Annotated in this window: 19 protein-coding genes; 18 read left to right on the top strand and 1 reads right to left on the bottom strand. The window is 65.2% G+C overall.

Annotation, left to right across the window (positions count from 1 at the left end; translation table 11 throughout):
- The first annotated feature begins 25 nt into the window (after positions 1-25).
- Positions 26-2,002, top strand: coding sequence for a type VII secretion target (locus ACQP1T_RS12530; protein WP_433760131.1), 1,977 nt, complete (start codon positions 26-28; stop codon positions 2,000-2,002).
- Entirely contained in the window at positions 2,002-4,089 is a 2,088-nt protein-coding gene (locus ACQP1T_RS12535; RefSeq protein ID WP_433760133.1) for a hypothetical protein, read from the top strand. The genes ACQP1T_RS12530 and ACQP1T_RS12535 overlap by 1 nt, the downstream gene beginning before the upstream one ends.
- Before the next feature lie 642 nt (positions 4,090-4,731).
- On the opposite strand, the gene ACQP1T_RS12540 is transcribed toward ACQP1T_RS12535, so the two are convergent.
- A complete protein-coding gene (locus ACQP1T_RS12540; protein WP_433760134.1) occupies positions 4,732-5,721 on the bottom strand; it encodes a hypothetical protein in 990 nt (329 codons plus the stop codon).
- A gap of 9 nt (positions 5,722-5,730) precedes the next feature.
- Between ACQP1T_RS12540 and ACQP1T_RS12545 the strand changes: the two genes are divergently transcribed.
- From ACQP1T_RS12545 to ACQP1T_RS12620, 16 genes are all read left to right on the top strand, one after another.
- Positions 5,731-6,015, top strand: a complete 285-nt coding sequence (locus tag ACQP1T_RS12545; protein WP_433760136.1) for a hypothetical protein — start codon at positions 5,731-5,733, stop codon at positions 6,013-6,015.
- Positions 6,016-6,298: 283 nt separating this feature from the next.
- Positions 6,299-7,255, top strand: coding sequence for a C40 family peptidase (locus ACQP1T_RS12550; RefSeq protein ID WP_433760138.1), 957 nt, complete (start codon positions 6,299-6,301; stop codon positions 7,253-7,255).
- A 5-nt stretch (positions 7,256-7,260) separates the two neighbouring features.
- A complete protein-coding gene (locus tag ACQP1T_RS12555; protein ID WP_433760140.1) occupies positions 7,261-8,814 on the top strand; it encodes a hypothetical protein in 1,554 nt (517 codons plus the stop codon).
- 364 nt (positions 8,815-9,178) lie between these two features.
- Positions 9,179-10,939, top strand: coding sequence for a type VII secretion AAA-ATPase EccA (gene eccA / locus ACQP1T_RS12560; RefSeq protein ID WP_433760141.1), 1,761 nt, complete (start codon positions 9,179-9,181; stop codon positions 10,937-10,939).
- Positions 10,940-10,944: 5 nt separating this feature from the next.
- Positions 10,945-12,504, top strand: a complete 1,560-nt coding sequence (gene eccB, locus ACQP1T_RS12565) for a type VII secretion protein EccB (RefSeq protein ID WP_433760143.1) — start codon at positions 10,945-10,947, stop codon at positions 12,502-12,504.
- Entirely contained in the window at positions 12,501-16,511 is a 4,011-nt protein-coding gene (eccCa, locus tag ACQP1T_RS12570; protein WP_433760145.1) for a type VII secretion protein EccCa, read from the top strand. Before eccB ends, eccCa begins: the two co-directional genes overlap by 4 nt.
- Positions 16,512-16,638: 127 nt before the next feature.
- Positions 16,639-16,968: a hypothetical protein gene (locus ACQP1T_RS12575; protein ID WP_433760146.1), complete on the top strand. Its 330-nt coding sequence runs from the start codon at positions 16,639-16,641 to the stop codon at positions 16,966-16,968.
- 33 nt (positions 16,969-17,001) lie between these two features.
- Positions 17,002-18,333 (top strand): PPE family protein, encoded by a 1,332-nt coding sequence (locus ACQP1T_RS12580; RefSeq protein ID WP_433760147.1) that lies wholly within the window; start codon positions 17,002-17,004, stop codon positions 18,331-18,333.
- 44 nt (positions 18,334-18,377) lie between these two features.
- A complete protein-coding gene (locus ACQP1T_RS12585; protein WP_433760148.1) occupies positions 18,378-18,722 on the top strand; it encodes a hypothetical protein in 345 nt (114 codons plus the stop codon).
- Positions 18,723-18,777: 55 nt separating this feature from the next.
- Complete coding sequence (locus tag ACQP1T_RS12590) at positions 18,778-19,098, top strand: hypothetical protein (protein ID WP_433760149.1); 321 nt, start codon at positions 18,778-18,780, stop codon at positions 19,096-19,098.
- Between the two features lie 80 nt (positions 19,099-19,178).
- Positions 19,179-20,009 carry an ESX secretion-associated protein EspG gene (locus ACQP1T_RS12595; protein ID WP_433760150.1) on the top strand — a complete coding sequence of 277 codons (831 nt, stop codon included), beginning with the start codon at positions 19,179-19,181 and terminating at the stop codon, positions 20,007-20,009.
- A 34-nt stretch (positions 20,010-20,043) separates the two neighbouring features.
- Positions 20,044-21,561 (top strand): AAA family ATPase, encoded by a 1,518-nt coding sequence (locus tag ACQP1T_RS12600; RefSeq protein ID WP_433760152.1) that lies wholly within the window; start codon positions 20,044-20,046, stop codon positions 21,559-21,561.
- Positions 21,558-23,090, top strand: coding sequence for a type VII secretion integral membrane protein EccD (eccD, locus tag ACQP1T_RS12605; protein ID WP_433760154.1), 1,533 nt, complete (start codon positions 21,558-21,560; stop codon positions 23,088-23,090). The genes ACQP1T_RS12600 and eccD overlap by 4 nt, the downstream gene beginning before the upstream one ends.
- On the top strand, positions 23,090-24,439 hold the full coding sequence (gene mycP, locus ACQP1T_RS12610; protein ID WP_433760155.1) for a type VII secretion-associated serine protease mycosin: 1,350 nt from the start codon (positions 23,090-23,092) through the stop codon (positions 24,437-24,439). The genes eccD and mycP overlap by 1 nt, the downstream gene beginning before the upstream one ends.
- A complete protein-coding gene (gene eccE / locus ACQP1T_RS12615) occupies positions 24,436-26,160 on the top strand; it encodes a type VII secretion protein EccE (protein ID WP_433760156.1) in 1,725 nt (574 codons plus the stop codon). Before mycP ends, eccE begins: the two co-directional genes overlap by 4 nt.
- 13 nt (positions 26,161-26,173) lie before the next feature.
- Entirely contained in the window at positions 26,174-26,527 is a 354-nt protein-coding gene (locus tag ACQP1T_RS12620; protein ID WP_062988200.1) for a helix-turn-helix domain-containing protein, read from the top strand.
- Positions 26,528-26,558 lie beyond the last annotated feature (31 nt).

The following is a 26,558-nucleotide window of genomic DNA, read 5'->3' on the forward strand; positions in this document are numbered from 1 at the left end:
AGCTGGCGGGAGGAATCAACCGAGCATGCCCGAAGGACTGGTTGTCGAGCCGGAGGAGCTGCGCCAGATCGCCAAGCAACACGAGCTGGCCGCCGCAAACCTCCGGAAGTGGGGTGAAATCCCGCATGCTTGGCTCGCCGAATTCAAAGACACATACGGCACGATTGCCGACCCCATGCGGTGGGCTCTCATTGATTACTACAACGCGCGTCACGACCGTGCTGAACGCCTCGCTCTCAACCATTTGCAGACGCGAGATCAATTGCTCGCGGCAGCAAGTGCACTCGAAGAACGCGATCAGGCTGGCGGACGCCAGGTATCTCAGTCGGGTGGCGACAACGCCACTCCCGGCGGTTCGGGACACGGCGCACCCCCAGATCCCGTCCGGCCGGTGTACAACGGACCGGACACGCCGATAATGAACGGCACGCTGCCCGGGCAGCCTTCCATGACCGCCCCCGACACCTCGAGCATGCCCGACGGGACGCCCCGCTCCGATCAGGCGCCCCTGTCGCCCGCCGCATCTGCACCACAGGGCCATGACACCCTGCCAACAGGCGGCATCGCCCCGATCGGAACTACGTCGCCAACGATGGGTGTACCGGAGTACAGCGCCGATATGTCGGCGGCCGCAGCTGGTGATTCCAGTGGTCCCGCAGGCCCGGCTGGTGGCTCGGATCTGGTCGGCGGAATGCCGGCACCCCTGATGACAGGTCCGTACCCGGCGACGGTCGACCCCGCTGGCGCTGGTGCTGGCCTAACTGCCCGGAGCCCGGCACCCCTCGCCACGGGACCGTTCGCCGCAGCGGTCCACTCGGCCGAAGACAGACGAGCCTTGCCGTCGTTCGTGGTGGGTATGGAGGTCGCCGATGACTTGGCCCTCGCCCGCATACTGCTTTCCGCGACCCTCGCCGCAGTAGCCGACTCGGCGCGCGGTGTGGAATGGGCGGTGATAGTGGGGCGTGACCATGCCGGGCCCGTCGTTTTTCTGACCTCCACCGAGGGGCGGGGCTGGCTGCCTCCCGGACTGTTCCTGCCGTTGGAGGTCTGCATTCCATGGCGGTGGGACGCCGCTCTTCCTACGGCGGGTCAGAATGCCTTCGCGGCGCTGGAAGGAACCAGCGACCCGGCCCGAGTGCTCGCCGAGTTCGGTTTGATGGTGGGCCGCCGCCGCAATGGTGTCTGGATCAGCGCATTGGTGTCGTCCGCGGCAATCCCGGACGGCGTACGCGCAGCGGTGGGCGCCGATACCGCCATCGAGGAGTGGGTGTCTCCCGCAGAGTCCGCCGTCGACTTCACAGTTCCCGGTCCAGGCCTGGTCGACCGTCTCGCGTTGGCCGGTTCGGACGAGTTGCTGCGACAGGCCGTGTTGGTACCCGAAACGGAAATTCGTGCCAAGTGCCTGGAGTTGGCACAAGCCGCGGATGCGATGGTCCGCGCAGCATTCTCCGGCGTCGACAGCGAGACCTCGATCCGCCGCGCCCGCAGGCAGCGGATTCTCGACGCACTGCACGCCGGTCAGCCCGTCCCGATGAGCTGGTGGGATCAGATGCGTGCCGCCGATGACGTGACGGCGTCGGAGCTGTGGTCGCGGCGGGTAGACGTGTCCTCGGTTCCGGTCGGCGGCGTCTCCATAGGTGTATTCGGCACGGATGCAGTTCGCAGCATGGTTTTCGAGCGCCGTGCCGATGAATTGCTGCTGTTGCTCGCCGCAGGCGAACCTGATCGGCAGGTTCTGCGCGATGTGCTGTACACGTATGGTCAGATAACCGAGCACCCGCTGTTACCGGAGGCGGCGCGGAAGTTGGCTACAGGGACAATAGGCGCGGGTACAGGTACGCCGGTTCCGAACATCGATGTTGCCCGCAGCGCCGGACCCGGTGCCCAAGGCGTCGGCTCCGTTAGCGTTGGTTCCCGTCTCGTCGGAGCTCCGCCCTCCATCGCCGAATTGCTGACAGGTCCGGCGGCGTCCCGGGGCTCCAGCGAACAGAGGAGAGGCTGATGAGCGCAGACGACGTCTACAACCAGATAAAAAAGGATTACGAGCCGGGTACTATAGATAACATTGGCTTCCAAGATGACCAAGCCGAAAACGCTTTGAAGCAACTCAGTCAATTGAATTCGGCCGATTTCAAGACGGTCTTCGACAAGCTTGGTTATCAATATTCGGATCCCTGGATTGTTGGGGGGCACACGTATCAAGACGTAAGAAAACAGCTCCTCGAGGATGCTGGCGATGACGTCAAGAAAAAGTATCCTGAGCTCGTAAAGGCTCTCGAGGGGGGTAAAGACTCCCAAGCTTACAAAGATTACGTCGGCGCCAAGACAACAGACGAACAGAGTAAAGAAACGCCGGAGTTCCAGAAATACGGCTTCGACGATTTCAGAAAAGAGGAAAAGCATGCGCACTTGGTCGACCTCTATATCCCGAAGGGTGCCAGTGCACAGCTGAGAGCCCTGATCGCGGACACCGAGTTCACTATGCAGTGGGATCTCGACACACTCGGTGTCGGTAATCCGAAGGCCGCCCCTGACTTCACGGAAGTGCTGACAGGCGATCAGGTCACGACCGCGGGTGGCTGGTCGAAAATCAGGGATGCACACGACGGCCTGCAGAACCAGCTGAAAGATCGGCAGGATGGTTACACCAAGAAACATGACTCCGTCACAAACGCCACATACGACTCGAAAATAACCGGCTCGGATGTCTTCAAGCAGCTCGTGGGAATCAAGGACGAACTCAACAAAGACCTCCAACGTGAGCCAACGGACACCAAGCACACCGGTAATACGATCACCGAACACTCTGGTGGGCCGGCCACTTCCGACATGCAGATCCCTGTCTACGAGAAGGACACGACCGAGGGCAGCGCGACTAATGGGAAATTCGTGCTGACTCCCGAAGCGGAGCAGAGATACTACGTCTCGAGCATCGACACGGCTACTGAGGATTGGGAGAAGGCTTACGCGGCAGCGACCAAGAAATATCAGACACAGGCCGCCAAGGTCGACGAGGACCCAACCCCGAAACCCACTCCGACTCCGACTCCGACTCCGACCCCTACGCCGACTCCCACTCCGACACCAACCCCTACGCCGACCCCTACGCCGACGCCCACCGACACCGACTACGGCGACACCTTCGACGATCTGCTCGGCGACGGTTCGACTACAACCAGCGGCGACGGCACGACCAGTGCCGATGGCAGCACGAGTACCGGTACCGGCGCGAACAGTGGCATCATGTCCGCGATCAATTCCGCTATCAGCGCGCTCGAGAACAGTAAGTCGGGTACCAGCGCGACTCAGGCCGGGTACAACACCGGCGGCGGCGGTTCGTCGGGGTCCGGCGGCGGCACGGATATGAGCTCGATGATGCTGCCGCTGATGATGTCGCAGATGATGCAGCAGATGATGGGGAACAACGGTCAGGACGCACAGAAACAGCGCGAGGAAGAGGAGCGCGAGGAGCGGCGTCGGCGGCGCAGGGAGGAACAGCAGGAGGCTGCGGCGCAGGCCCAGGCGCAGGCTCAGCCCGCTGTCGCCTCGAACCAGCCGACCAATGTCGTTCAGGCGGACGCCAGTGCGACACCGCCGCCGGTGGGCGCCGGTGGGCGGTCGATGGTCGATATGAAGCTGCCCGACGGTACGACGCAGAAGGTGTCCTCGGCGGTCTCGCAGGCGGTGAACAAGGAACTCAATAACCCGAACGGCAGTGATGCCAGGTCGGCTTACTCGGGCACCACCGGACAGCCCTCGGCGGGCAGTCCGTGGGTTTCGGTGGACAGTGCGCACTTGCAGACCGGTGACGTGGTGCAGTGGGCGAATCGCAGTGCGATCGTCGTGGTGGAACCCTCGGGCCTGGAGGTCATCATCAACGGCCAGCTCGTGCCGCTGGACCCGAACAACCCACCCGATGGCGGCAACGGCGATTACGGCGAATTCCAGGGATTCTTCCACCCGAGCGGAGTCGATCTGGACAACTCGGCCGAGCAGCAGCAGCCGTCGACGCCGAGTGCGCCCGGAGTCACTACGGCGCCGCCGACGCCGACAGCTCCGCCCTCGGTTCCGGCGCCGACCACGATCTGATACGGACGGTGGTCCCTCTGGAAACCAGGGGGACCACGGTCGCCGAGGAGCAGGTCGACTTCCGCGACCGCGCTGTAGCTGGCCAGCGGTTACAGCGAGTTCAAAGGGGCTTCCACCCGGGGCGGCGCCGATCTGGACAACTCTGCGCAGCTGTAAGAGAGCGCCCGGCACGCCCGGCGTGACTACAGCATCGGCCACACCGACAGCCCTGACTGCGGTTCTCGCCGACGATGACGGCGCTGTCGTCTCGGTGAAATTCACCGGGGACCGCAGTGGCTTAGATGTGAGTCCCGGTGCTGCGCGTTCGTCGCGACTGTGCGCCGCTCGGCCGACAGCCGCGTGTGCAGTTCTGACACCGACGATGACTGCGCTGTCGTCTCGCTGAAATCCACCGGGGACCGCAGTGGCTCAGATGCAAGTCCACCGGTGCCGCGCGTTCATCACCGCAGCACCACCGCGCGCCGCTACGACGACTGCCGCGTGTGCGGTTCTCACGCCGATGATGACGGCATTGCCGTTCCGCGGAAATTCACGGGATCGCAGTGGCCCAGAGGTGGAATCCAGTCCGCGCCAAACTGATTCGGCCCGCAGGCGAGTGGGCGGACGATATCGTCTGCCCACTCGGGCTGTGGGAATCAGCGATTATGCCTGCACCACAGGCGAATCCACGGTGACCTCGTCATCGGGATCGGTATCCTGCGTTTCGTCGGTCTCGCTATCGGTCGGAGTCGATCCGGTCCGGTTCACCGCGCGTCGGACATTGGTGCGAGCCGACACTCCGGACGTATTCGCCACCGGCGTGGCCGATCCGGGCGTACTCGCGCTCGCCGCCGCCGCCGCAGCAGGTTGGCCGGCGCCGGGTGCCGCCGCAGGTGCGGGACTGCCCGGCGCTGCGCCGGGGGCTGCCGCTTGCGGCTGGCCCTCGCCGGGCTGCGCGCCGTCCTGTGCTGCGTCTTTGTCCTTGTCTTTATCTTTGTCCTTGTCCTGCTGCTTCAGCAGTTCCGGCAACTGCGATATCAATGGCATCGCCATCATCGGCAGCATTCCGAGCATCGACACCAATTGCCCGAGCCCGCCGTCGCCGCCGCCACCACCACCGGAACCGCCCGATCCGGACTGGCCGCTGCCGCCGCCGGAGCCGCTGCCGTTGGAGCCCTGGCCGTTTCCAGCCATATCGTTGTTGAGCTGGTAGACCGCTTCGACCTTGTCGTATACGAGGTCTATCGCCTGGGCGACCAATTTCATGAGAGCCACTTCCTGAGCGGGTTTGAGCTTCCCGCTTCCGGCGGCCTTCAGCTTCGCCTGGAGTTCGGCCACGATCGCTTTGATCGCCCGCAGCGTCTCGTCACTGCCCGCGGCGACCACGATGGAGGTCTTCATGACCTTGGTGTCGTAGGTCAGCAGCGCGGTCTGCCGGGCTTCGACCTTCGCAATGGCTTCCTGGTACTGCTCCTTCATCAGGCTGTCGCCGATGCTCTCGTAGATCACCGGTCGCAGCAGATCATCGACGTTCGGCGGCAGGTCGGGCGTGCCCCGACCCAGCAGATCGACGGCGGTTTGGATGGCCTCCTCGGCCATCGCGATGAATGCCTTCAAACCCGCCGACGCGCCTGGCGGTGGTGTCAGTTCCACCGTCCAGTAGTGACCGGTTTTGGCCTTGCTCGCCGTGGTGGTGTCGTTGTGTTTCCTGACCAGGTTGGCGTCGATTGGTGGGCTGGACCTGTCAGCTGGCGGTTGGCCGGGCGGCGCACCGGGTGGGCCGGAACCGTCGATTGGCGGTTGTTGGCCGGCTGGCGCGCCAGGAGGCTGACCGGGCGGGCCACCGGGTGGCGGGCCCGATCCGTCGATTGGCGGCTGGCCGGAGGGCTGACCCGGTGGACCACCGGGCGGTCGGCCGAAGAGACCACCTGGTTGCGCACCGTATGAGGCCCCGGTCTCGGCGGAATTGCCAGCGGTGGGTGAGCCGAACAGTGTTTGCCATGTCTCGGCCGCGGTACCCGCCACTTCGCCCGCCATATTCTCGCCACCGCCTCCCAGAAGTTGTTCCCATTGTCGTGTCTTCCCGTCGCTGGGAAGATGAATCATTCGCGAAATTGCCGCATAGTCGTTGTCAGCCCCCGACATTCGGGGCGACCGGTGCCAACCGGCGATGCATTTGGTGAGCAGGTCCTGAGAGGCGGTCGGTGATGAGCGAGAGCGAGTCGGTCGAATGTCGCCGGCATTGACGGGCGACCTCAATGAGGTCCTGCGCGCCCTGCTCGGGCTGTACGGCGACGGGCAACCCACTCCGGCCGCCACGGCGAGCCTCGCCCGATCGATCAACGCCGACCTGAGTGGGCATGGTGGGTCCGGCGTGGCCAGCTACACCGACGCACGCGGCATCCAATCGACAATCGTGGAATCCCATGCGGGCAAAGACGGCGTCGTGCACAAAACCGTGGGTGAGGCAGGTGACGGCACCGTCGTCGGACGGAACCGGTTGACCAATCAGATCGCCGATCTGCAATCGCGCATCCAGGCGATCGCATCGGTCGGTGATACCAGGTTCAGCGGGCCCGCCCTGCTCGAAGCGGCGCATACGACCATCGCCAAAGCGGCCAAGCAGGTCGATACGGATGTCGCGGCGGCGCGTCAGCGGGCGGCGCAGATCATGCCGCCGAGTATGCCGGAACTGTCCCGCCGAAAAGTGGCGAGTTCGACGCCGCGTCGTCGGCGGCGGGCTCGTTCGCGATCCGCGGTGCTGTCGAACGGTCGGCGCGGCCGACCCCGGGTGCCATCGGATGGAACCGCGGGCAGCAAGGCCGTCGCCTTGGCCAGCGAATGGCTCGGCACGCCCTACATCTGGGGTGGCGGTGGCGCCGGCGGACCGACCGGCGGCGGCTTCGATTGTTCCGGTCTGACCCAATACGCGATCGCGCAGGCTTCCGGCGGTGATGTGGTGCTGCCGCGGACGACGTATGAGCAGATCTACAGCGGGGTGCGGGTCTCCGCGGCGGATGTGCGCCCCGGCGACCTGGTGTTTCCCGCGAGCTCGTTCAGCGCACGTGGGCCCGAGCATGTCCAGTTGGCCGCGGGCAACGGCATGGTTATCGAGGCGCCGTATTCCGGTTCGACCGTGAAGTGGTCGCGCATGTCCAGCGATGCCGTTGTGGTGCGGGTGCTGTAGTGGCGGTGGAGATTCCGCCGGAGGTCGCGGATTTCCTCGACTGCTGTGGGGTGCGGTACCCGGACATCGACGAAGGTGACGTGCGGGGGCTCGCGCTCAAGGTACGTACCTTTGCCGCGAGTACGCGCGATCCTGATGCCCCCGAGCCCGGCGATGCTCTCGCCGCGTACCAGCGCATGGCCGCGGCCTGGGCCGGTTCCGATGACGACCAGCAAGCCGAGCTCGATCGGGTGTGCGCCACCATCGCGAAGGCACTGGATGCGGTGGCCTACGTCATGACCGTGACGAAGGCGGTGGTCCTGACCGAACTCGCCGCGCTGGCAACGACTTACGCGGCGATGACGGCCACACCCGCGGCGCGTATCACCGGACCACTCGTCACCGCGGCGGCGCGTCGACTGTGCACGCAGATGGAGCTGGCCCTGATCGGTTACCTCGTCATCGAGGTGATCGGCAGGGCCGTCGAACCGCTCGAACGCGGCGTCGACAAATTGTTCTCCGGTGCGGTGTCGATCAACATGTCGTCCGCTGAACCGGCCCCCGAATCGCAGCTGTCCGGCGCTGCCTCCGCTCAACCGCAGTTGACTGGTGCAGCGCAAGTCCGACAGCAGACGCCAGCCGCGACCTCGGCCGAACCGCCGATGCCTGCCGTCGCTGCCGAACCAGGGACGCCTGCCGTGACCTCGGGCGAAGCGCAGTTGCCTGCCGCACCGCGGCAGCCTGGTTTTACCCCCGCCGAACGGCAGGAACCTGATGCGGTGCTTGGCGAACGGCGGAGGTCTGGCGTGACCTCGGCCGAATCGCGGACACCTGTCGCGGCGCTTCGTGAATCGCAGAGCTCTCGTGTGGCCGCCGGTGACCCGCAGCATCCTGGTGTGGCCCATGCCGAAGGGCAGGAACCTGCTGTGGCGCTTGGTGAATCGCGGATGTCCGGCGTGGCCTCGACCGTGGCACGGAATCCTGATGCGGTGCTTGGCGAATCGCCGAAATCCGGTGGAGCCACTGCTGGAGGGCAGGAACAGGGTGCAGCGCTTGGCGAACCGAAGAAGCTTGGCATGACCCCTGAGCAATCGCAGAAATCTGGTGGGGCGCTTAGGGAACCGCGGATGCCGCGCGTACCCTCGGCCGAACCGCTGACGTCTGGCGTCACCCCCGCAGAACCGCGTACGCCTGGCATGACCCCTGCCGAATCCGATATGCCCAGCGTGCCTCCTGCCGAATCGCAGATACTCAGCGTTTCTTCCGCCGATGACGCGGGAATCACTGGCGCCGCCCAAAGCGGTCGCGTCGGCCCTCGCATGCAACCTGGGCTCGGTCCGAGTCGTTCACGCGGCTTCGTAACACCCTGGGCGCATGCGGTCCGGGCCTCGGCGCAGCGCGCGGCGTTCTCGAAAGGGGTGCCCTCCAAGGCGTTCCAAACAGTGGACCGGCGGGCGACAACGGCACGCAAGCCACGGGAGACGCCGTGGTCGAAGCTCGCGCGGCAATCGGAGCCGACTTCGAGCGAAATGGCGGTCACCGTTCCCACGGTCCGACGCCGGGATGATGGCGGCCGATGAGTAGGCCGCGAAGCAGGGGTGCGGCGGCCGACGATGTGTGGGGGTACCGTCGGCCGCCGCACGACAGATCGCCGGGGTTTTGGGGTGACGATCCGCCGCTTGCCAGGCGGTGGCCGACGGCCGGATCTCGGTCACCGGCCACCGCTGGACGGGGCTGGGTCTTCGGGATGAGGGACCGTCGACCCATCAACAACATACCGCTAAATAGCGGCACATTCAATATCGAGCCGATAAATGATGTAGATAGACCTTGTCGTCGGGAAACAATGACAGCCTTCCCAATCTTGGGAATGATTAGGCGCTCCTGACCGGGCGCGAAATGGCTATCTTCGGTCTACGAGGATCGTCGGAAGGGAAGCCCGAGTTGTCTGCGGCCGAGGACGCGTTCTACACAGGTGTGCAAAGTCTGGCGCTCGTCGCCGGGGGCGTGCGAAATGAACAGCAGGCGGCGGCTGCCTTCCGCGCCGCCACCGACCTGGATCCGGATATGTGCGATGCCTGGTTGGGGCGCGCCATGGCCGGTGAGGTCACCTCCGAGGTGATCTATGGTGCGTACCGATCGGTGCACAACCTCTACCGGGATCAGCAACGCGCCGGTCTGGTCGATCGTGCGCTGTGGTGTCAGGTCGAAATCGGCGTTTTCGGCCTGCGCGTGGCCATGGCGGATCGGGATCAGATCGCCATCGCCCAGGCCTGCTCCTATGCCGACGGCGGCGAATGGGAGGAGGCCGCGGCCATTCTCGCCGAAGTGCCGCGCGATGATGTCGCCGACTTCGTACGGATGTCGCTGTACTTCCGCACCAAACAGTGGCTGGATGTGCTCTCCGCTCGCAATGCCAAGCCCGCGCTCGACGATGGGCTGTTGGATATCGCGGCCGAATTGATGACAGCACAGGCGCTGGCGCATCTGGGTCGATTCGGCGAGGCCCTGCCGCGCGCGCAGCGCATCGTCGAGGACAGTCAGTCCGGCAACCTCTCCTACATCTGGGCCGACGCGCACTACCTGCTCGGCATGCTGCTGCGCCACGACGGCGATCACGATGCCGCCGACAAGATTCTCAAGGGTCTGCAGGGTTCCGCGCTGTGGCCGGACCGTCCCGAATGGCAGCGTGCGGTGCGGGACAAGTCCTATCGACTCGAGGTCACCACCGCCGAGGTCATCGCCTCGCGTACCAATCAGTGGGATCCGAAATCCGGTGACGATCCGACCGAGGTCGCCGCCTCCGCCGCGCGACTCGCCCGTGAGTCACTGCTGGAGGAGGCCTCCGATCTGCTGCGGGCCCAGATCGGCATGGATTCGGTCAAGGAGCAGGTCGACCGGCTCAAGTCGGGTGTGCTGATGGATCAGGTCCGGGCCAAACGCGGGCTCGCGGTGGATTCCCGATCGCAGCATCTGATCTTTTCCGGCCCACCCGGTACCGGTAAGACGACCATCGCCCGCGTCATCGCCAAAATCTTCGCCGGACTCGGCGTCGTCGAGAACGCCGAAGTCATCGAGGTGTCGCGTAACGATATGGTCGGCACCCACCTCGGCCACACCGCACCCAAGACGAACGCATTGATCGATTCCGCACTCGGTGGCGTGCTGTTCATTGATGAGGCCTACACCCTGATCCAGGAGGGTCTGTCCGGCGGTGACGCATTCGGTAAGGAAGCCGTCGACACCTTGCTGGCCCGCATGGAGAACGATCGCGACAAATTGGTCGTGATCATCGCCGGTTACGAGGACCAGATCGACCGATTCCTGGCCTCCAACGACGGCCTCGCCTCCCGTTTCACCAAGCGCATCCGCTTCTCCAGCTACGACGCCGATGAACTGGTGCGGATCGCCGATCATATTGCGCACAAAAAGGATTCGATACTCGCCGCCGATGCCAAAGACGTGCTGCGGACGCGGTGCGAGCAGTTGTCGGGACAGACCAAGAACGGTCGGCGGCTCATCGACCTCGCGGGCAACGGTCGTTTCGTCCGCAACGTGGTCGAGGCCGCCGAAGCCGAACGGGACTATCGATTCACCAGGGACAACGCGGATGTGCTCTCGATGACCAATGAGGAGTTGATGACCATCGACTCTTCGGACATCACCGCCGCGCTCGCGGGCTTGGCACCGGCCGCGACGGGCTGATTCGCATGGCGCGCTTCCGGGTGGTGACCAAGCACCAGATATCGGGCTGGCGTTTTCTGCTGCGCCGGATCGAGCATGCGCTGGTCCGTCGGGACGCCTCGATGATCGACGATCCGCAGCGCGGTCGCTCCACCGCGCTGTCGATCGGTATCGCATTGGCTTGCCTGGTGATCGCCGGTGCGGCGCTGCTGGCATTCTTCAAACCCGCCAAGAAGGTGGGCGATTCGAAGATCATCGCGGAGAAGGACACGGGCGCGCTCTATGTGCGCGTCGGTGGTCGTCTGCATCCGGCGCTGAATCTCACCTCGGCGCGACTCATCGCCGGTTCGCCGGACAATCCGGTGCCGGTCTCGCGTGACGAGTTGGCCAGGTATCCGCGCGGCCCGTGGGTCGGGATTCCGGGCGCGCCGGGGGTGATCGCGGACAACGGGGACCGGAATTCGTCATGGACGGTGTGTGATACCGCGAAGGTCGGTGCGGCGGCACCGGTCAATCCGCAGACCGGATTGCCCACGGTCGCGTTATCGCCGGTGTTGACCACCGCGATAGGCGGTCCGCTGACCGTCGACGGTGATGCGATCCGCAGACTCGGCCCCGATGAGGCGCGACTGCTGCGCGATGACAGCACCACCTGGCTCGTGTACTCCGATGAGCAGCAGGGCATTGTTCGCGCGGCCATAGATCTGAGTAATTCGGCGGTGATCCTGGCCTTGGGCATCGACCCGACCTCGACCGTGGTCTCGGCCTCAAAGGGTTTCATCTCGGCAATCCCCGAGGTGCCGCCGCTGCGCGTGCCCGACGTGCCCGGTGCGGGCAGCGCCGTGACCTTCTCTTCGGGGCTGAGCGTGCCGGTCGGTTCGGTGCTCACGGTAGCGGCGCCGGATCGTGCCGCGTCCTACTATCTGGTATCGGAATCCGGTGTGGTACAGATCAATTCGGTGCTCGCGTCGATCATCCGCAACGCCGATTCGCACGGTTCGATAACGACCCGGACAGTCGGTCCGGATGTCATCGCGGCGAATCTGCGTCCTGGTGCGTGGCCGGGGACGGCCAGTTACCCGACTCGACCGGTCCATGTCATCGATCCGATGCGCTTGGGGGTGACCTGCTATCACTGGTCGCGCGGGGGCACCGATCCGAATGCCGCGACCGAGTTGCTCGTGGGACGGCAATTGCCGTTGAACGTGGAAGAACAGAACCGCACCGTCGGCCTGGTGACGGCGACCGGATCGCGCGGCACCACCGCCGACGCCGCATATCTGCCGCGAACCACCGGACGCTTCGTCCAGGTGACCGGTGCCGACCCCGGATCGCCGCGGCGTGAGTCGCTGTTCTGGATCTCCGACAGCGGCGTTCGCTATGGCATCAACGCCGTGGTGGAGAACAACTCCAACCCGGATTCGACCTTGACCTCGCTCGGCCTGCGTACTCCGGTGCCCGCACCGTGGTCCATCGTTTCGCTGTTCGCGGTCGGACCCACCCTGTCGCAGAAGGACGCCAAGATCCAGCACGACGGCATCCCGACGAATAAGGCCGTCATCGGGCTTCCGGGTGGTACCTCGTGACGGCTACCCGCCGGTTCGTGCGGCCCGCTCGGATGCTGCGCGGGCCGAAGGCCCCGGCGGTGACCGAATTGCGCCTGCAGCCGCCGACCGAGCTGCCCAAACCGGTGCCGCCGTCGCGGCTGAAGATGATCATGCCGGTGGTCATGGTGGCGGCTATGGCCGGGATGATGGTGATGATGTTCCGCGGCGGCGGGCAGATGTCGCCGATGATGCTGATGTTCCCGGTCATGATGCTGGTTTCCATGGGCGGGATGATGGGCGGTGCGTTCTCCGGTGGCGGTAGCGGGGGGGCCGCGAGTCTGAACGAGGAACGCAAGGACTATCTGCGCAGCATTACCGATAACCGTAAGACCGTGCACGCCGCGGAGTCCGAGCTGCACACCTATTTGCGCTACACCCATCCGGGTCCGGCCGAGATCGCCGCGTTGATCGGCGGTAAGCGTATGTGGGAGGTGCAGGTCGCCAGTCCGCAGTTCCTGCGGGTGCGGGTGGGGCGGGGCCGGATCGCCAATCAGGTGCGGGTGATCGTGCCCGAGGCCGCACCCACTTCGGATCTGGATCCGGTGGGTGTGGTCGAGGTGACGCGGTTCGCGAAGGCGTATTCGACTGTCGGGGGTATGCCGGTCGCGATCAATCTGCTGTCGGCGCCGCAGATCGGTGTCGATGGTGATCCCGATTCGGTGGCCGCGCTGGTGCGGGCGATGGTCGCCGAAATCGTCGTGCTGCACGGGCCCGATCAGGTCGCGGTCGCGGCGGTGCTGGCCAATCCGGACGCACCGGAGTGGTCCTGGCTGAAATGGCTGCCGCACACCCAACATTCGAGCGATACGGACGCGATCGGGTCGAGCCGGATGGTGTACCGCAGCGTTTCGGAGTTGCGTGCCAAGGCACTTGCCGGACTCAATCGTGGTCCGTTCTCCGCGAATTCCGAACCGACGCTGGATCGCAAGCACTATCTGCTGATCGTGGATGACAGCAGTCCGGCCACCGATCGGGATATCTCGGGTATCGATGGCTGCACCTGGATACGGCTGGGGCGGGCCGAGCAGACCTTGCCGCGGGCGCTGAAGTTCACGGTGGGGCCCGATCGGGCGCTGCACGAGGTAACCCCGCGCGGGTTGCGGCGGGTCGGAGTCGCCGACGCGATGTCGGTGGCGACGGCGAAGGCATTGGCCCGCAGCATCTCCCCGTACCGGCTGTCCACCGTGGTCGAGGCCGTGGTCGCGGACCAGGCCAGCGGTGGCACGTCGTGGGAGGAACTGGTTGGCATTACCGATCCGGGCGCGATCCGGGTCGAGCAGCAGTGGCCGCGCCGCCGCGACGCGGACCGGTCGCGGTTGAATATTCCGTTCGGCCACGATCCGGCCGGTGGCGCGGTCTATCTCGATATCAAGGAATCGGCCGAGGAGGGCATGGGCCCGCACGGCATGTGCATCGGTGCCACCGGTTCCGGAAAGTCGGAATTCCTTCGCACCCTGGTGCTTTCGGCAGTGGCGACGCACACCCCGGATCAGCTGAACCTGCTGCTGGTCGACTTCAAGGGTGGTGCGACCTTCCTCGGATTCGACCGGCTGCACCATGTGACGGCCGTGGTCACCAATATGGAGGAAGAGGCCGATCTCGTCACCCGTATGGAAGACGTGATCAACGGCGAAATGGGCAGGCGGCAAAGGATTTTGCGTGATGCGGGCAACTTCGCCAGCGTCGCCGATTACGAGCGTGCTCGCGAGCAGGGCGCGCAGCTCGCGCCGCTGCCGACGCTGTTGATCATCCTCGACGAGTTCGCCGAATTGCTCGAGCAGCATCCGAACTTCTCCAAACTGTTCGTCGCGATCGGCCGGTTGGGTCGGTCGCTGCGTATCCACTTGCTGCTGGCCTCGCAGAAGGTGCCCGCGAACCGGATGGGTGAGCTGGAAGCCCACCTGTCCTACCGAATCGCGTTGCGCACCAACCAGACCGCGGACTCCCGCGACGCCATCGGCACTGCCGACGCCTATCACCTGCCGAAGAAGCCGGGTGCGGGTTATCTGCGCGTCGGCTCGGGCGATCTGCAGCGATTCCAGGCCGCCTATGTCGGTTCGCCGTATGTCGCGCCCGCACAGGCATCGGCGTCAAGTGCCCAACGTGCCAGGCGACCCGGCGGTGGCTATCGGCCACCGCAGCAATTCACCACAGCGCACATCATCGATGTGCGGCCCGCCGCTGTCGAGCCCGAACCTGTTGCACCGCAACCGGAGACGCCGGACAGCGAGCCGGTCACCGTAATGGAGACGGTGCTGCAACAACTCGGCGGATTCGGCACGCCCGCGCACAAGATGTGGCTGCCGCCGCTGACCGTGCCGCCGACCTTGGACAAGTTCCTCTCCGGTGCGACTCTCGGTTCGCTGCAGTTGCCGTGGGCGCTGGTGGACAAGCCGCGACAGCAGCGTCAGGACATATGGTCGGTCGACCTGTCCGGCTCGGGCGGACATGTGGCCGTCGTCGGCGGCCCGCAGTCGGGTAAGTCGACCGCACTGCAAACACTGGTCATGTCCGCCGCGTTGACGCATACGCCCGAACAGGTCCAGTTCTATTGCCTCGACTTCTCGGGCGGTCTGGGCGGACTACGGAACGTGCCGCATGTCGGGTCGGTCGCCGCGGGCCGCGATGGCGATCGGGTCCGGCGCACCTTCGCGCTCATCACCAATCTCATCGCGAGTCGGCAGGTGCTGTTCGGCGAACTCGGCATCGACACCATGCGCGAATTCCGGCGCAGGCGTTCCTCGCCGCGGGAATCCGCCGAACTCACCGCCCGCGGTGACGAGCACGGCGATGTCTTCATCGTCGTGGACGGCTGGGATGTCGGATTCGCGGTCACCGGACCGTATTTCGATGAATACCTCCCGGTCATGGAGTCGATCGCACTGCAGGGTCTGAATTACGGCATCCACTTGGTGGTCAGCAGCTCGCGCTGGGCGGCGATCCGTCCGGCCATCAAAGATCTGCTGCAGACTCGGCTGGAGATGCGGCTCGGCGATCTCACCGACACAATCTTCCTCGGCCAGCGCAATGTGGTCGCCGCGATTCCGCCGGATCGCCCCGGTCGCTGTATCTCCAGCGATGCATTGCACATGCTGACCGCCCTGCCCCGGATCGATGGGGTGGGCGATGCCGATTCCGCCGGCGCTGGCCTGTCGGCCGCGATCGACCAGCTGAACCAGAAGTACCAGAACCGCCGGGCGCCGGAGGTCAAGCTGCTGCCCGCGCAGATCACCTTGGCCGAGGTACGCGCGGGTCGTCCGGAGCCCATCAGTCTGGCGCAGCGCCTCGTGGTGCCCTTCGGCATCCGCGAATCCGATCTGTACCCTGCCACAGTCGATTTCGGTGTTTCGACACATCTGATCGTGCTCGGGTCGTCCGGCTCGGGCAAGTCGACGGTGCTGGCCGCGCTGCTGGAGTCGATCCGTCTGCAATTCAACAAGGATCAGGCCAGGGTGCTGTTGGTCGACTATCGCCGCCAGCATATGGATGCCATTCCGGAAGAACAGTTGATCGGCTATCTGACCAGTGAGCGCGATGTGCTCGAGGGGTTGCCGTCGTTCGCGGAGAAGATGCGTGGCCGCCGCCCACCGGACGGTGTCACCTCGCAACAGCTCAAGGACCGTTCGTGGTGGTCCGGACCGGAGATCTTCGTGGTGGTCGACGATTACCACATGGTCGCCCAGCGCGGGATGCGCAATCCGCTGGAGCCGCTCAAGGACATCATCGTCGACGGCCGCGACACCGGTTTGCACGTCATCGCCGCACGCAGTATCGCCCAGGCCGATACCGCGCTGTACGACAACGTGCTGGGGCAGATCAAGAATCTGAATTCCTCGGGCATCATCATGGACGGCTCGAAACTGGACGGAGTTCTGATCGGCGATGTGAAGCCGACCAAGCAACCGGTGGGCCGAGGCATCTTCGTCGAGCCGCTGCATTCGCGCAAGGACCTCGTGCAGTCGGCATGGATCCCACCGCAGGAGTAGCCCTGTTCGCGGTGGTACCAGGCGTGGCCGGCATCGACTCGACGAGCCTTCCCAGCACTGAGAATGCCTTAGCGTTTGTCCTGTACCGCTCGTTATTGAGTCGGCGCTCATCGTTAGGAGATCTCTCATGGCTCTCAATGTCGACCCGGCGCATCTGCCCGTAGTCAGTTCCCAACTCGATTTGATCGCCGACGTAGCGATCGCTAACCTTGTTAGCTCGGCAGCCACCTGCGTAGTATTCCCGCCCGCGTTCGACGCCGTGAGCGCGATGATCCTTCCCGAAGTGACCGCCGCATATGGTCAGTCGTTCTTCAGTTGCACGGGTGACGGATTCGTGCACCGTGAGGTCGGGTCGGCGTCGCTACCGCCGACGGCCCTCGCCTATTCCGGCAGTGACATCATCAATGGCGCCGGTATCGAGTCCACCGGGGCGACACTCAGCGAAATGCCCAGGTAGTCCGAGCCGCAGGCCCGAGCGAAGGCTGATGTCATGATATGGCACGCACTGCCTCCGGAGATAAACGTCGGCAATCTGCTCGACGGCCCCGGGGTGGAGATGATCACGGCTGCGGCCGAGTCCTATCAGAACGCGGCGTACACGTTCATGACCGCGGCGAGCAACACCGCCTCCGCGATGCTCGATATGGGCGAGACCTGGAACGGCGAGTCGGGTGATCTGGCGCAGTCGGCATTCAGTAACCACACGAATTGGCTACACGAGCAGGCCATGGTCGCCCAGTCGGTGTCGGGCGTATTGCATGCGGTGGCAGGCGAATTCAGCGCGGCTCAATCCGCGATGGCGGCGGTCGGCGGATGGCTTGCCAAGAACAGGTTCGAGCAGGGGGTGCTGCTCCTCACCAATAGTGGGGGCCAGAACGCGATTCCACTGCTTCTCAACCAGCTCGAGTACATCGCGATTTGGGTAACCGCCGCAGGGGTGATGGATGGCTACGCCGGAGCGGTGCTGCCGACCCTGGCGACGCTGCCACCGCCCGCGCTGCCGACGCCTATCGTGACCGACCCTGGTGTGTTGCCGCCGCCGCCGCAATTCGAAGTGCCGGTGTATACCCCGAAGTCGGGCCCGAATGGGCAATTCGACGGATCCACGACGAACAACCATACAACTACGAACAACACCAACACCAATAACACCAACACCAATAACACCAACACCAATAACACCGACAACAACACCGGCGATACGAATACCGGGAATACCGACACCGGCAATACGCCGACCGACACCACCGAGTCGCCGACCCAGCCGACGACCGCGGATCCGAGTGAGGTCACTTCGCCGCTGAGCGATTCCGGATCGTACGCAGGCACGGACGGGTCAGCCGGTCAGTCGGGGTTCTATGGAACCTCGCCCAATTCGCCAACTCTGGCGGGTTTGAGCGGGGGCGTGGGAAGTATGGTCACGTTGAATCTGGCCCGGGGCGGACTCGGCTCCATGCCGGGTGCGTCCACCGGATTCCGGCTGCCGTCCAATTGGCTGCGCGGGCCGGGCACGGCATTCGGCGCGTCGTCGAATCCGGCGGGCGTCGGACCGGCTGGCCGCGGGGCTCCGCGTAAGGGCGCCATCGCACCGAAGGCACAAATGCGGCGCAGGCGGGACGAGGAACGGAGACCGGGCAAGGTATTCGTGCCGGGCGAGCAATTGGAAGTCCCGGTATTGGAGAAGCCGCCGGTGATCGGCGTCATCGAATACGCCGACGAACATCCGGAAGATGTTGTCGCTGAAGGCGAGTCGGTGCTGGGTGTCCTTGAGCGTTCCGATGACGACGAGGCGGCGGTAGCCGAGCCAGAGCCTGCCCGGTAATACACCGCGGCGGAATATAGATCCACTCGAGAGAGGAAACAACAGTGGCCACCACTTACAACGGTGATCCGAAGGTATTGAACCAAACCGCGGTCAATGCCATGGCGTGCCAAGGTGAACTCGAAGGCTATCTGCGCAGCTGGATGGGCCTGCGTGACGAATTCGCCAGTGCGGTCACGGGTTCGCAAACCGGTACGCAGATCCAGACCACAATGGACCATGCGCACACCGCCGGTACGAAGCTGGCCCGCACCCTGCAGGACATCATCGACACGCTGAAAGACACCGGCGTGAAAATCGATGCGACAGACCTTCAGAATGCTGCCACATTGAACCGTGCGGTCCAGCTCGGTACGGACAGCAAGGTCGACACCGGCTCGTGGCAGTAACGCCGCGAGCGACACGGTACGAATCGTAAAAAACCACAGATAAGGCTGGCAGGCAATGCAATTCAACTACGGAGCCGTCGACTCGACGAATCTCACCGTGCAGGGCGTTCTGAATGGTATGGACCAGAATGCCGCCCACTTGACCTCACTGATCAAACAACTCGAGACTGTCTTCACGGGTCTGGCGGCCGATGTGGCCAAACCGCTGATGGACCGGTTCAAGGCAGCGCTCGGCAGCGCCGCGGAAGGTACCGGCTACCAGGGCCAGCTCCAGCAGGTGAAGAACGCGATCCATCAGACCTCCGGATCCGAGGGCTTCATGAAGGAGACCGACCACCAGCAGGGCGCTCGGTTCATGTCGATCGGTGGCGTCTAGGAGTCTCGCAGCCCCTGTCCGCTTCGTCGTTCCGGCCATGGCGCAACGAGGCTGCAGGCGACTGGTCGTTTGGTGAAGGTGTGGAAACTGATCCGATCTCGATCGATCTGAATGTCGATGCCGCGCTGCTGTTGCAAGACATGGCCGGCATCGATTCCTACCCCCCGATCCTGGCGTTGATGCCGAATATTTTCGACGTCGACGACCTGGAGCGGGTGCGCGCTGTCGTCGCCGGACAGCTCACCGAGGTGGGCATCATCGACGGCGACCGCGTGCATCCGACGGTCGAGCACTGGTTGCAGTGCCTGTACCGCCCGGATGTGGAACTGATGGCACTCGTGTTGGCCACCGGCCTGGATGGCGAACAAAAGGGCATGCTGCGCATGTCGTTGGTGCGTCGCGGCGATACCCATGTGCTCGCGGTGCGCTATGACGACGAGGTCGTCATCCAGGCGGTGTACCAGCAGGAAAAGCAGTTGGATTCGGTGTCGGCGGCGGTGTCGGCGGCGCTGGGGGAGACTCCGGCACTGAGTTTCGAGCCGATGACCGCAGCGCAGCAGGATCTTGCCGACGTGCCCGACGACCAGGACGGACGACGGCAGGCACTGCTGGAGTTGGGTGCGCAGCCGCACACCGCGGGGGTGCTCGGTCGAGCGCTCGGCGAGGTAGTCCGGCGCGCGGAAGTGGCGGTGGTGCAACACCAGGACGGAGTTGAGCTGAAGCCGAAGTACGGTGTGAGTGTGCTGGATACGCTGTCGGGGCGCATCATTGTGACGCCGAGTGTGGCGATGGACGGGGAAGTCCGATCGACATACACACCCGGTGACGATGCGGCGCTACATGCCGCGATCGTGGGACTGGTCGAGCTGTTGCCGGACCGAAGTTGGTTCGATACCAGCCGGATCGGTTGAACGTCCCGATGGGTTTTTGGAGAGGACGACAGATATGAGCCGAGCGCCGAGTACGAATGGTCATCCGGCCGAGTCCGTCCGACACAAGGGCGGCTACGACGCCTTTTTCATGCAGGCAGAGCAGGAGCCGGAAAGTGGCCCGCCCGATGGCAGCGTCCCGGCTCGCCCGAACCCAGGCATCAGCGAACCGGTGATCGGTGCGCCCGGTCAGTCAGTGCCGCAGGCCTCGGCGGACCGGCCGGCGCCCCCGCGGAGCACGACCACGCCGGAAGCTGGTGTGGCATACACCACAGGACCGCATCGGACTGCGCCGAATGTAGCTGCGCCGACGGCGGATTCGGCGCGCGAGAACTACGCGGCCGCGACGCCTTCAACACCCGAGACGTGGGCGGCCCACACCGGAGCCGAGCCCGCTACCGCTCGGATTACCCACACCGCGTCGAATTCGGCGAATACGTCCAGCGGCGATACCGGACCAAGTGCGGAAAGACCCGGCGCCGAATCCGTCGATACCCCATGGCAACCCGCTCAGGCGGCGAACTGGGTGCCCGATCGCATCGACCGCACGGCGGCACCGCAGGTCGAGGTGCTGCCCGCGGCACTGACGTCGATGGACCTGTTGGCCGATATCTCGGCGGCCAATCGGGCCAAGCTGCAGTCCAGTACCGGCGTACGCGGCGCACTGAACAAGGTCGGCTTCCGGCTCGGCCTTTCACCCGCCGAGCAGCGCGCAGAGGATCGGCGCGCCCGAATCCGGACCCAGCTCAACACCCCGTACCAGATCGCGGTGATCAGCGTGAAGGGCGGCGTCGGCCGCACCACTACCGCCGCGACGCTCGGCTCGACCTTCGCGGCGCTGCGCCCGGACCGGGTCGTTGCCGTCGACGCGAATCCGGACTTCGGCGATCTGCCGACCCGTACCGCTCCGCACCCGTACGGCCTGACCTTGCGCGATCTCGCGCATGCTTCGAATCTCGAGGCCTTCTCGACGGTGCAATCGTTCATGTCGATCAATTCGGCCGATCTCGCCGTCATCGCTTCGCCGTGGACCATCGAGGCCAATGAGGCCCTTTCGGGTCGCGAATACGCTACGGCGGTCGAGGTTTTGCGCCGCCACTTCAATCTGCTGCTCGTCGATTGCGGTACGGGCGTGTTGGATTCGGTGACGCTGAGCGTGCTGAAGACCAGCGACGCCGTCGTGGTGGTCACCCCGCCCACCGTCGGCGGGGTGAAAGGTGCGGTGGCCACGTTGAATTGGCTGAGTTCGCACGGTATGCAGCACCTGATCGCCAAATCGGTTGTGTCGATCGTGCATCAGCAACCATCCAAGCCGATCGTCGATGTCGCGGCGATCGAGAAGTTGTTCGCTACCGGACAGCGCCCGACGTGCATCCTGCCCTTCGACGACCATTTGGCCGAGGGCGGCGAAATCGATCTGCGCCTGGTGGAGAAGGAAACCCTGCTCGCGTTCGAAGAACTCGCGGCCGGGCTTGCCGATGGATTCCCGAATTATGTTGGTGGCGGCGGCCGGTCCGCCGGAGGGTGGCGATGAGTACTGCCGTTGCTTCGCCGCCGGGAGCGGCGCCCGCGGCATCCGCTGAGGTGGCGCGTGCCCGGATGGCGGTCCTGGTGTCCAGCTACCAGGTCGATGTCGTGGTGCCGACCAAATTCACTATCGAGACCTTCATCGATGATCTGCTCGTCGTGCTGGCCAACGCCATCGACGACGACACCGTCGATTTCACCCCGCCGACCGGACAGTGGAGCCTGGCTCGACCGGGCGAAGCGCCGATGCCGCGCTGGCGCAGCCTCGCCGACCACGATGTCGTCGACGGCACCGTGCTGATGTTGGCCGCGGTCGAATCCGCGGAGGTCTTCACGCCGGTCGTGGAGGACATTACCGATGCCCTCGCCCTGATCAACGAGCGCGAATTCGCCGAATTCGACGCGGAGACCGCCGCGGTTGTCGGCCTGACCACGCTGGGTTTCGGGGCGGTCGCCATCGCCACGATGTTGTCGTTGTCGTGGACGGAATCCGGCTCGATTTGGTGGTACGCGCTGCCCGCGCTACTGCTCGGGGCGGTGTGCTGGGGCGGCGCGGTGCAAGCGCGACAGCGTAATTTCGCGCCGCGGATCAGCCTCGGGTTGGCGTTGTCCTCGATTCCGCTGTTGTTCGCGGGCGGCGCGATGCTGGTGCCACCGGCCTACGGTGAGCCGGGTCCGTTCGCCGCGGCCAATCTGGCCGCGGGATCGGTGGTCGCCGCTGTGGCGGCCGCGGCCATGATGCGCGTGACCAAACTCGGGATCGCGACGTTGATGGCGGTCACCGTGCTCGGCGTGACCGTCGCTGCCGCGGCGATCCCGCTGACCTATCTGGATCTGTCGGTGCGCCAGATATCCGGGGGCGCAGTACTTCTCGGACTCATCCTGCTCACCGCCGCACCGCGTCTCGCGGTCGTGGTCGCCCGGATTCGACCACCGGATCTGCCGGACCCCGGCAACGAGGTCAATCCAGCCACGCTCACCGATATCTTCGACGCCGAATCCGCGCGCGACGACGCCGAACTCGATTCCGCCGAGGATACCGAGCGGCAGCGGGAGCAGGCCGGAGCGGGTATCGAAGGCCGGGCCCGACTGGCGGTCACCAGTCTGCGCGGGCTCATCGCCGCGACCTCGACATTGCTGGCGGGCGCCGCTGTGCTGTCGGCCGCTGTGAGTCCCGGTGGTATTCGGGAAATCGTGCTGGCCGCGGCTATCGGCGGTCTGTTGGCCTTGCGCGCGCGTTGGTTCCCGGACCGGGTACAGGCGATCGCGCTCGTCATCGCATCGGCGATCACCGTGGTAGGCGTGGGTCTCGTGCTGGTCACCGCGTACGAGACGGCCCCGGCTCGGCTGGTCGTCGTCTTCGTGATCGGCGTGGCTGCTGCCGTGGCATGTGTCGCGGCGGTGCGGTTGCCGGGTCGGCGGCTCTCGCCGGTCACCCGCCGGATGATCGACCTGGTGGAGTACGCGCTCATTCTGGTGATCCCGATCATCGCTTGCTGGATCATGGGCATCTACACCGCGATGCGGGCGATCTGATGCGAATCGGCGCAACCGCGGTCGCGGTGCTGGCCGGATTCGCGCTGATCGCCTCCGCCACACCGGCATTGGCGGTGGAACCGCCGCAGGTGGTCATCGGCGCGCCCGCGGATGATCCGCCCGGCCCCGAATTGCCGATGAAACAGGACAAGGGCTGCTTGGCGACCGGCGTTCTGAAGGACAGCGATCTGACGCGCACGCCGCCCTCGGAGTTGTCGTTGGATCTGCCGAACGCCCGGTCACTGAGCCGGGGTGCCGGGGTGACCGTGGCGGTGCTCGACACCGGCGTCACGCCAAGCAGCCGCCTGCCGGGTCTGGTCGGCGGTGGTGACTATATTCAAGCTGGCGGTGACGGTCTGTCGGATTGCGATGCGCACGGCACTCTCATCGCCGGAATCATCGGCGCCGCATCCGATCCCTCGGACGGATTCACTGGAGTCGCTCCGGACGCCAGAATCATTTCCATTCGGTACCGCTCCGGTGCCTTCAGCGCCGAGCGCCCGAATAACGATGCGGCACAACAACTCACGGTGGATATCCGGACGTTGTCTCGGGCGATCGTGCATGCGGCGAATCTCGGTGCCGGGGTGATCACGGTGGCGCTGCCGGTCTGCGTTCCGGTGGGACTCGCGGTGGATCAGTCGATACTGTCGGTGGCGATCGGCTACGCCGTCCACGTGCGGGGCTCGCTGATCGTCGCCGGTGCGGGCAATGCCGCCACCGGCTGTGATCAGAATCCGGATATCGATCCGACCCGGCCGAGCGACCCGAGGAACTGGCGCGATGTCAAGACCGTATCCGCGCCGGGCTGGTTCGGGACGGACGTGCTGACAGTGGGCTTCACCACCGCCACCGGCGCCACCATGTCCGATTCGCTGACGGGCCCATGGGTTTCGGTCGGTGCACCGGGTACCGCGATCGAATCGATCGGGCCCGGTGGCGGTGGCCTGATCAATGGTGTCGGTGAACCCGGCAAACTGGTGCCGGTCGGTGGCGCGTCTTTCGCGGCCGCCTATGTCAGCGGGGTGGCGGCCCTGCTGCGTTCCCGGTTCCCCAACGAAACCCCGGCCGAGATCATGGCCCGGCTGACCGCCAGCGCGCACGCGCCCGCGCGCGGTATCGATAACGTCATCGGCGCCGGTGTCATCGATCCGCTCACCGCGCTCAGCTACCGCACCGCACCCAAGCCGCCGATCGGGTTGTACCGTTCGTCGGTTCTGGTTTTGCCGGATCCGCCGCGGGCGAAGGATCGTCGTCCGCCGTTCGCGGCCGCCGTCGTCATCGTCGCCGCCTTGCTGCTCGGGCTCGGTGCCACCTACGCGAGCTCCGCGGTCCGGAGGCGGCGGTGAGCCTTCCGAGTGTTCGGGTAGGCGGTGTCGAACGTGGTCCGTTCGCCGTCGCCGTAATCGGCGGCAGCCTGGTGGTAACCGGCCTGTGGTCGCACACCCCGATCTGGGCGAGCGCGGCGGTGATCACCGTGCTGCTGGTGACCGTGGCGGTCGAGGTGAACGGCCGCACGACGAGTCGATGGCTGCTCGACTGGGCCGATTACCGATTCGGCAGGGCCACCAGAGCCGAGGCGCTGGCCGGACCGGCGAATGTGGTCGACATCGAGGTGCCTCCCGGGGTCTGTGGTATTCGCTCCGAGGGCACCGTACTCACGGCGATGATCCAACTCGCGCCCAACCTCGACCTGCCGACGGTCATCGCGGAGAAATCCATCTACACCGAGGACACCGTCCCGGTCGACGCCCTGGTCGGTCTGCTCGATCAATTCGGCCTCGCGGTCGATATCGATATCGTGACCACCGGTCAGCGGGTTCGTCCGACCGGTAACTACAGCATGCTCTACGACCAGCTGATCGGCTCCCATCCGGTGGTCGGCCATCGCCTCACGTGGTTGGTCGTCCGACTGGATATGGAGCGGAACCTGGATCTGCTGCAGCGGCGCGGCTTGGTCTCGATGGTCGCGCCGAGAGCGTTGGCCACCGCGGCGCACCGCATCGCGGGCCGATTGCGGGAACGCGGTATCGCCGCGCACGCGCTGCCCGCGGCGGCGATGCAGGAGGCCACCAGGGTGCTACACGCCGGTGTCGAACTCGGCGATCTGCGTGAGACCTGGACCTGTTTGGAATCCTCGGTACCGGGTCGCTGCGTGACCAGTTTCCTGATCGACTGGACGCGGATGGACGGCGCCGGCCTGGACGATTGCTGGTCGTGGAACCGCGGCCGGACAACGTTGGTGGTGAGCCTCACCGATGCCACGACCGGGCCGCGCGCGCTCGCGCGGTATATCGGTCCGCCGATCACGACCGAGCCACCGGACTATTTGCGTCGGTTGACCGGCAGGCAGGCGATCGCGTTGCTGGCCACTATGCCGACGGGGACGTCCATCCGCGCGGTGCCCGTCGATGATTCGGGCCGCGATGTCGCCCCCGAGGAGTTGTTGGCGGATCTCACGATCGCGATCGGCCCCAATGGCCAGATTCTCGGTTCCATCAGTGGTCAGCCGCGGCATACCTTGGCGCTCCCGCTATTCGATCCGGCCCGCTACAACCCGCGCAGGCGCACCATCGACGTGCACGCCGACCTACCGGTGGCGCAGCAGATCGTCTTGCGCGCCATGGTGGTAGGCGCGGATGTCGAGGTCCATTCGGGGCGCCCGCACCGCTGGTGGCAGTTGGTCGCCGCGGTCGGTGATCCGGAATCGCTGCGGCTGGCTCCGGAGGCCGGTGCCACGAATGTCGCTGCGGGGCATGCCGGTTCGGGTCCGCCATCGTCATCGGCTACGATCACGGTCTTCGACAATCTGCCGCCGCAGGTATCGTCCGCGCAAACCACCGTAACGATCAGCGAGCCCGGTGGGCCACGGCGGCGATCGGTCGATCTGGCAATCAACCAGGTCAGCGCGACCGCGGTGGATGTCAGCATTCCGATGCGGACCGTGCGTGTCGATTTGATCGAGCCGCGCGGTGAAACCCGCTATTTCGATTCCGCCGCCGAACAACCTGCGATTACCGCGGGTGGCAATGGTGCCACGCCAGGGCCGGACGTTCGGCGCATGAGCTGATGGGAGACAGGTAGTGTCTATCAGCGTGGTTGTGGACTCCCAGCCGAATGACGGCGAATATGTGCAGGAGGACAGTGGGGAGGCACTGACCCCGAGACAGGCCGCGGTAGCGATCTTCTCGAGTCGGCTGTCGGAATTGATCGCGGAATCGGTGGTCTCGACCGAGGACGGCTCGACGCGGTCGCTGACGCTCTATTCACTTGCCCAGCACCTGGAACAGGCGTACCCGGATGTTCCGGTTTCCCAGTCGGGTCTATATCGGCTCATTCATGGCGACGCGGTGCCCCGGCTCGATCTGATTATCGCCTTGGCGCGGGTATTCGACGTGCCGCCAGAACATTTCGTCACCGAGCAGAAAAACCGCTGACAGCGTTATTCCCGCCAGCGGGAATAACGCC

This window comes from Nocardia sp. CA-135398, assembly GCF_050955845.1.
In the GTDB taxonomy this organism is placed as follows: Bacteria; Actinomycetota; Actinomycetes; order Mycobacteriales; family Mycobacteriaceae; genus Nocardia.

Coding starts and splice junctions, on each gene's coding strand:
- ACQP1T_RS12530 (WP_433760131.1), top strand. CDS start 26: ATGCCCGAAGGACTGGTTGTCGAGCCGGAGGAGCTGCGCCAGATCGCC.
- ACQP1T_RS12535 (WP_433760133.1), top strand. CDS start 2,002: ATGAGCGCAGACGACGTCTACAACCAGATAAAAAAGGATTACGAGCCG.
- ACQP1T_RS12550 (WP_433760138.1), top strand. CDS start 6,299: ATGTCGCCGGCATTGACGGGCGACCTCAATGAGGTCCTGCGCGCCCTG.
- eccB (WP_433760143.1), top strand. CDS start 10,945: ATGGCGCGCTTCCGGGTGGTGACCAAGCACCAGATATCGGGCTGGCGT.
- ACQP1T_RS12575 (WP_433760146.1), top strand. CDS start 16,639: ATGGCTCTCAATGTCGACCCGGCGCATCTGCCCGTAGTCAGTTCCCAA.
- ACQP1T_RS12580 (WP_433760147.1), top strand. CDS start 17,002: ATGATATGGCACGCACTGCCTCCGGAGATAAACGTCGGCAATCTGCTC.
- ACQP1T_RS12590 (WP_433760149.1), top strand. CDS start 18,778: ATGCAATTCAACTACGGAGCCGTCGACTCGACGAATCTCACCGTGCAG.
- ACQP1T_RS12600 (WP_433760152.1), top strand. CDS start 20,044: ATGAGCCGAGCGCCGAGTACGAATGGTCATCCGGCCGAGTCCGTCCGA.
- eccD (WP_433760154.1), top strand. CDS start 21,558: ATGAGTACTGCCGTTGCTTCGCCGCCGGGAGCGGCGCCCGCGGCATCC.
- mycP (WP_433760155.1), top strand. CDS start 23,090: ATGCGAATCGGCGCAACCGCGGTCGCGGTGCTGGCCGGATTCGCGCTG.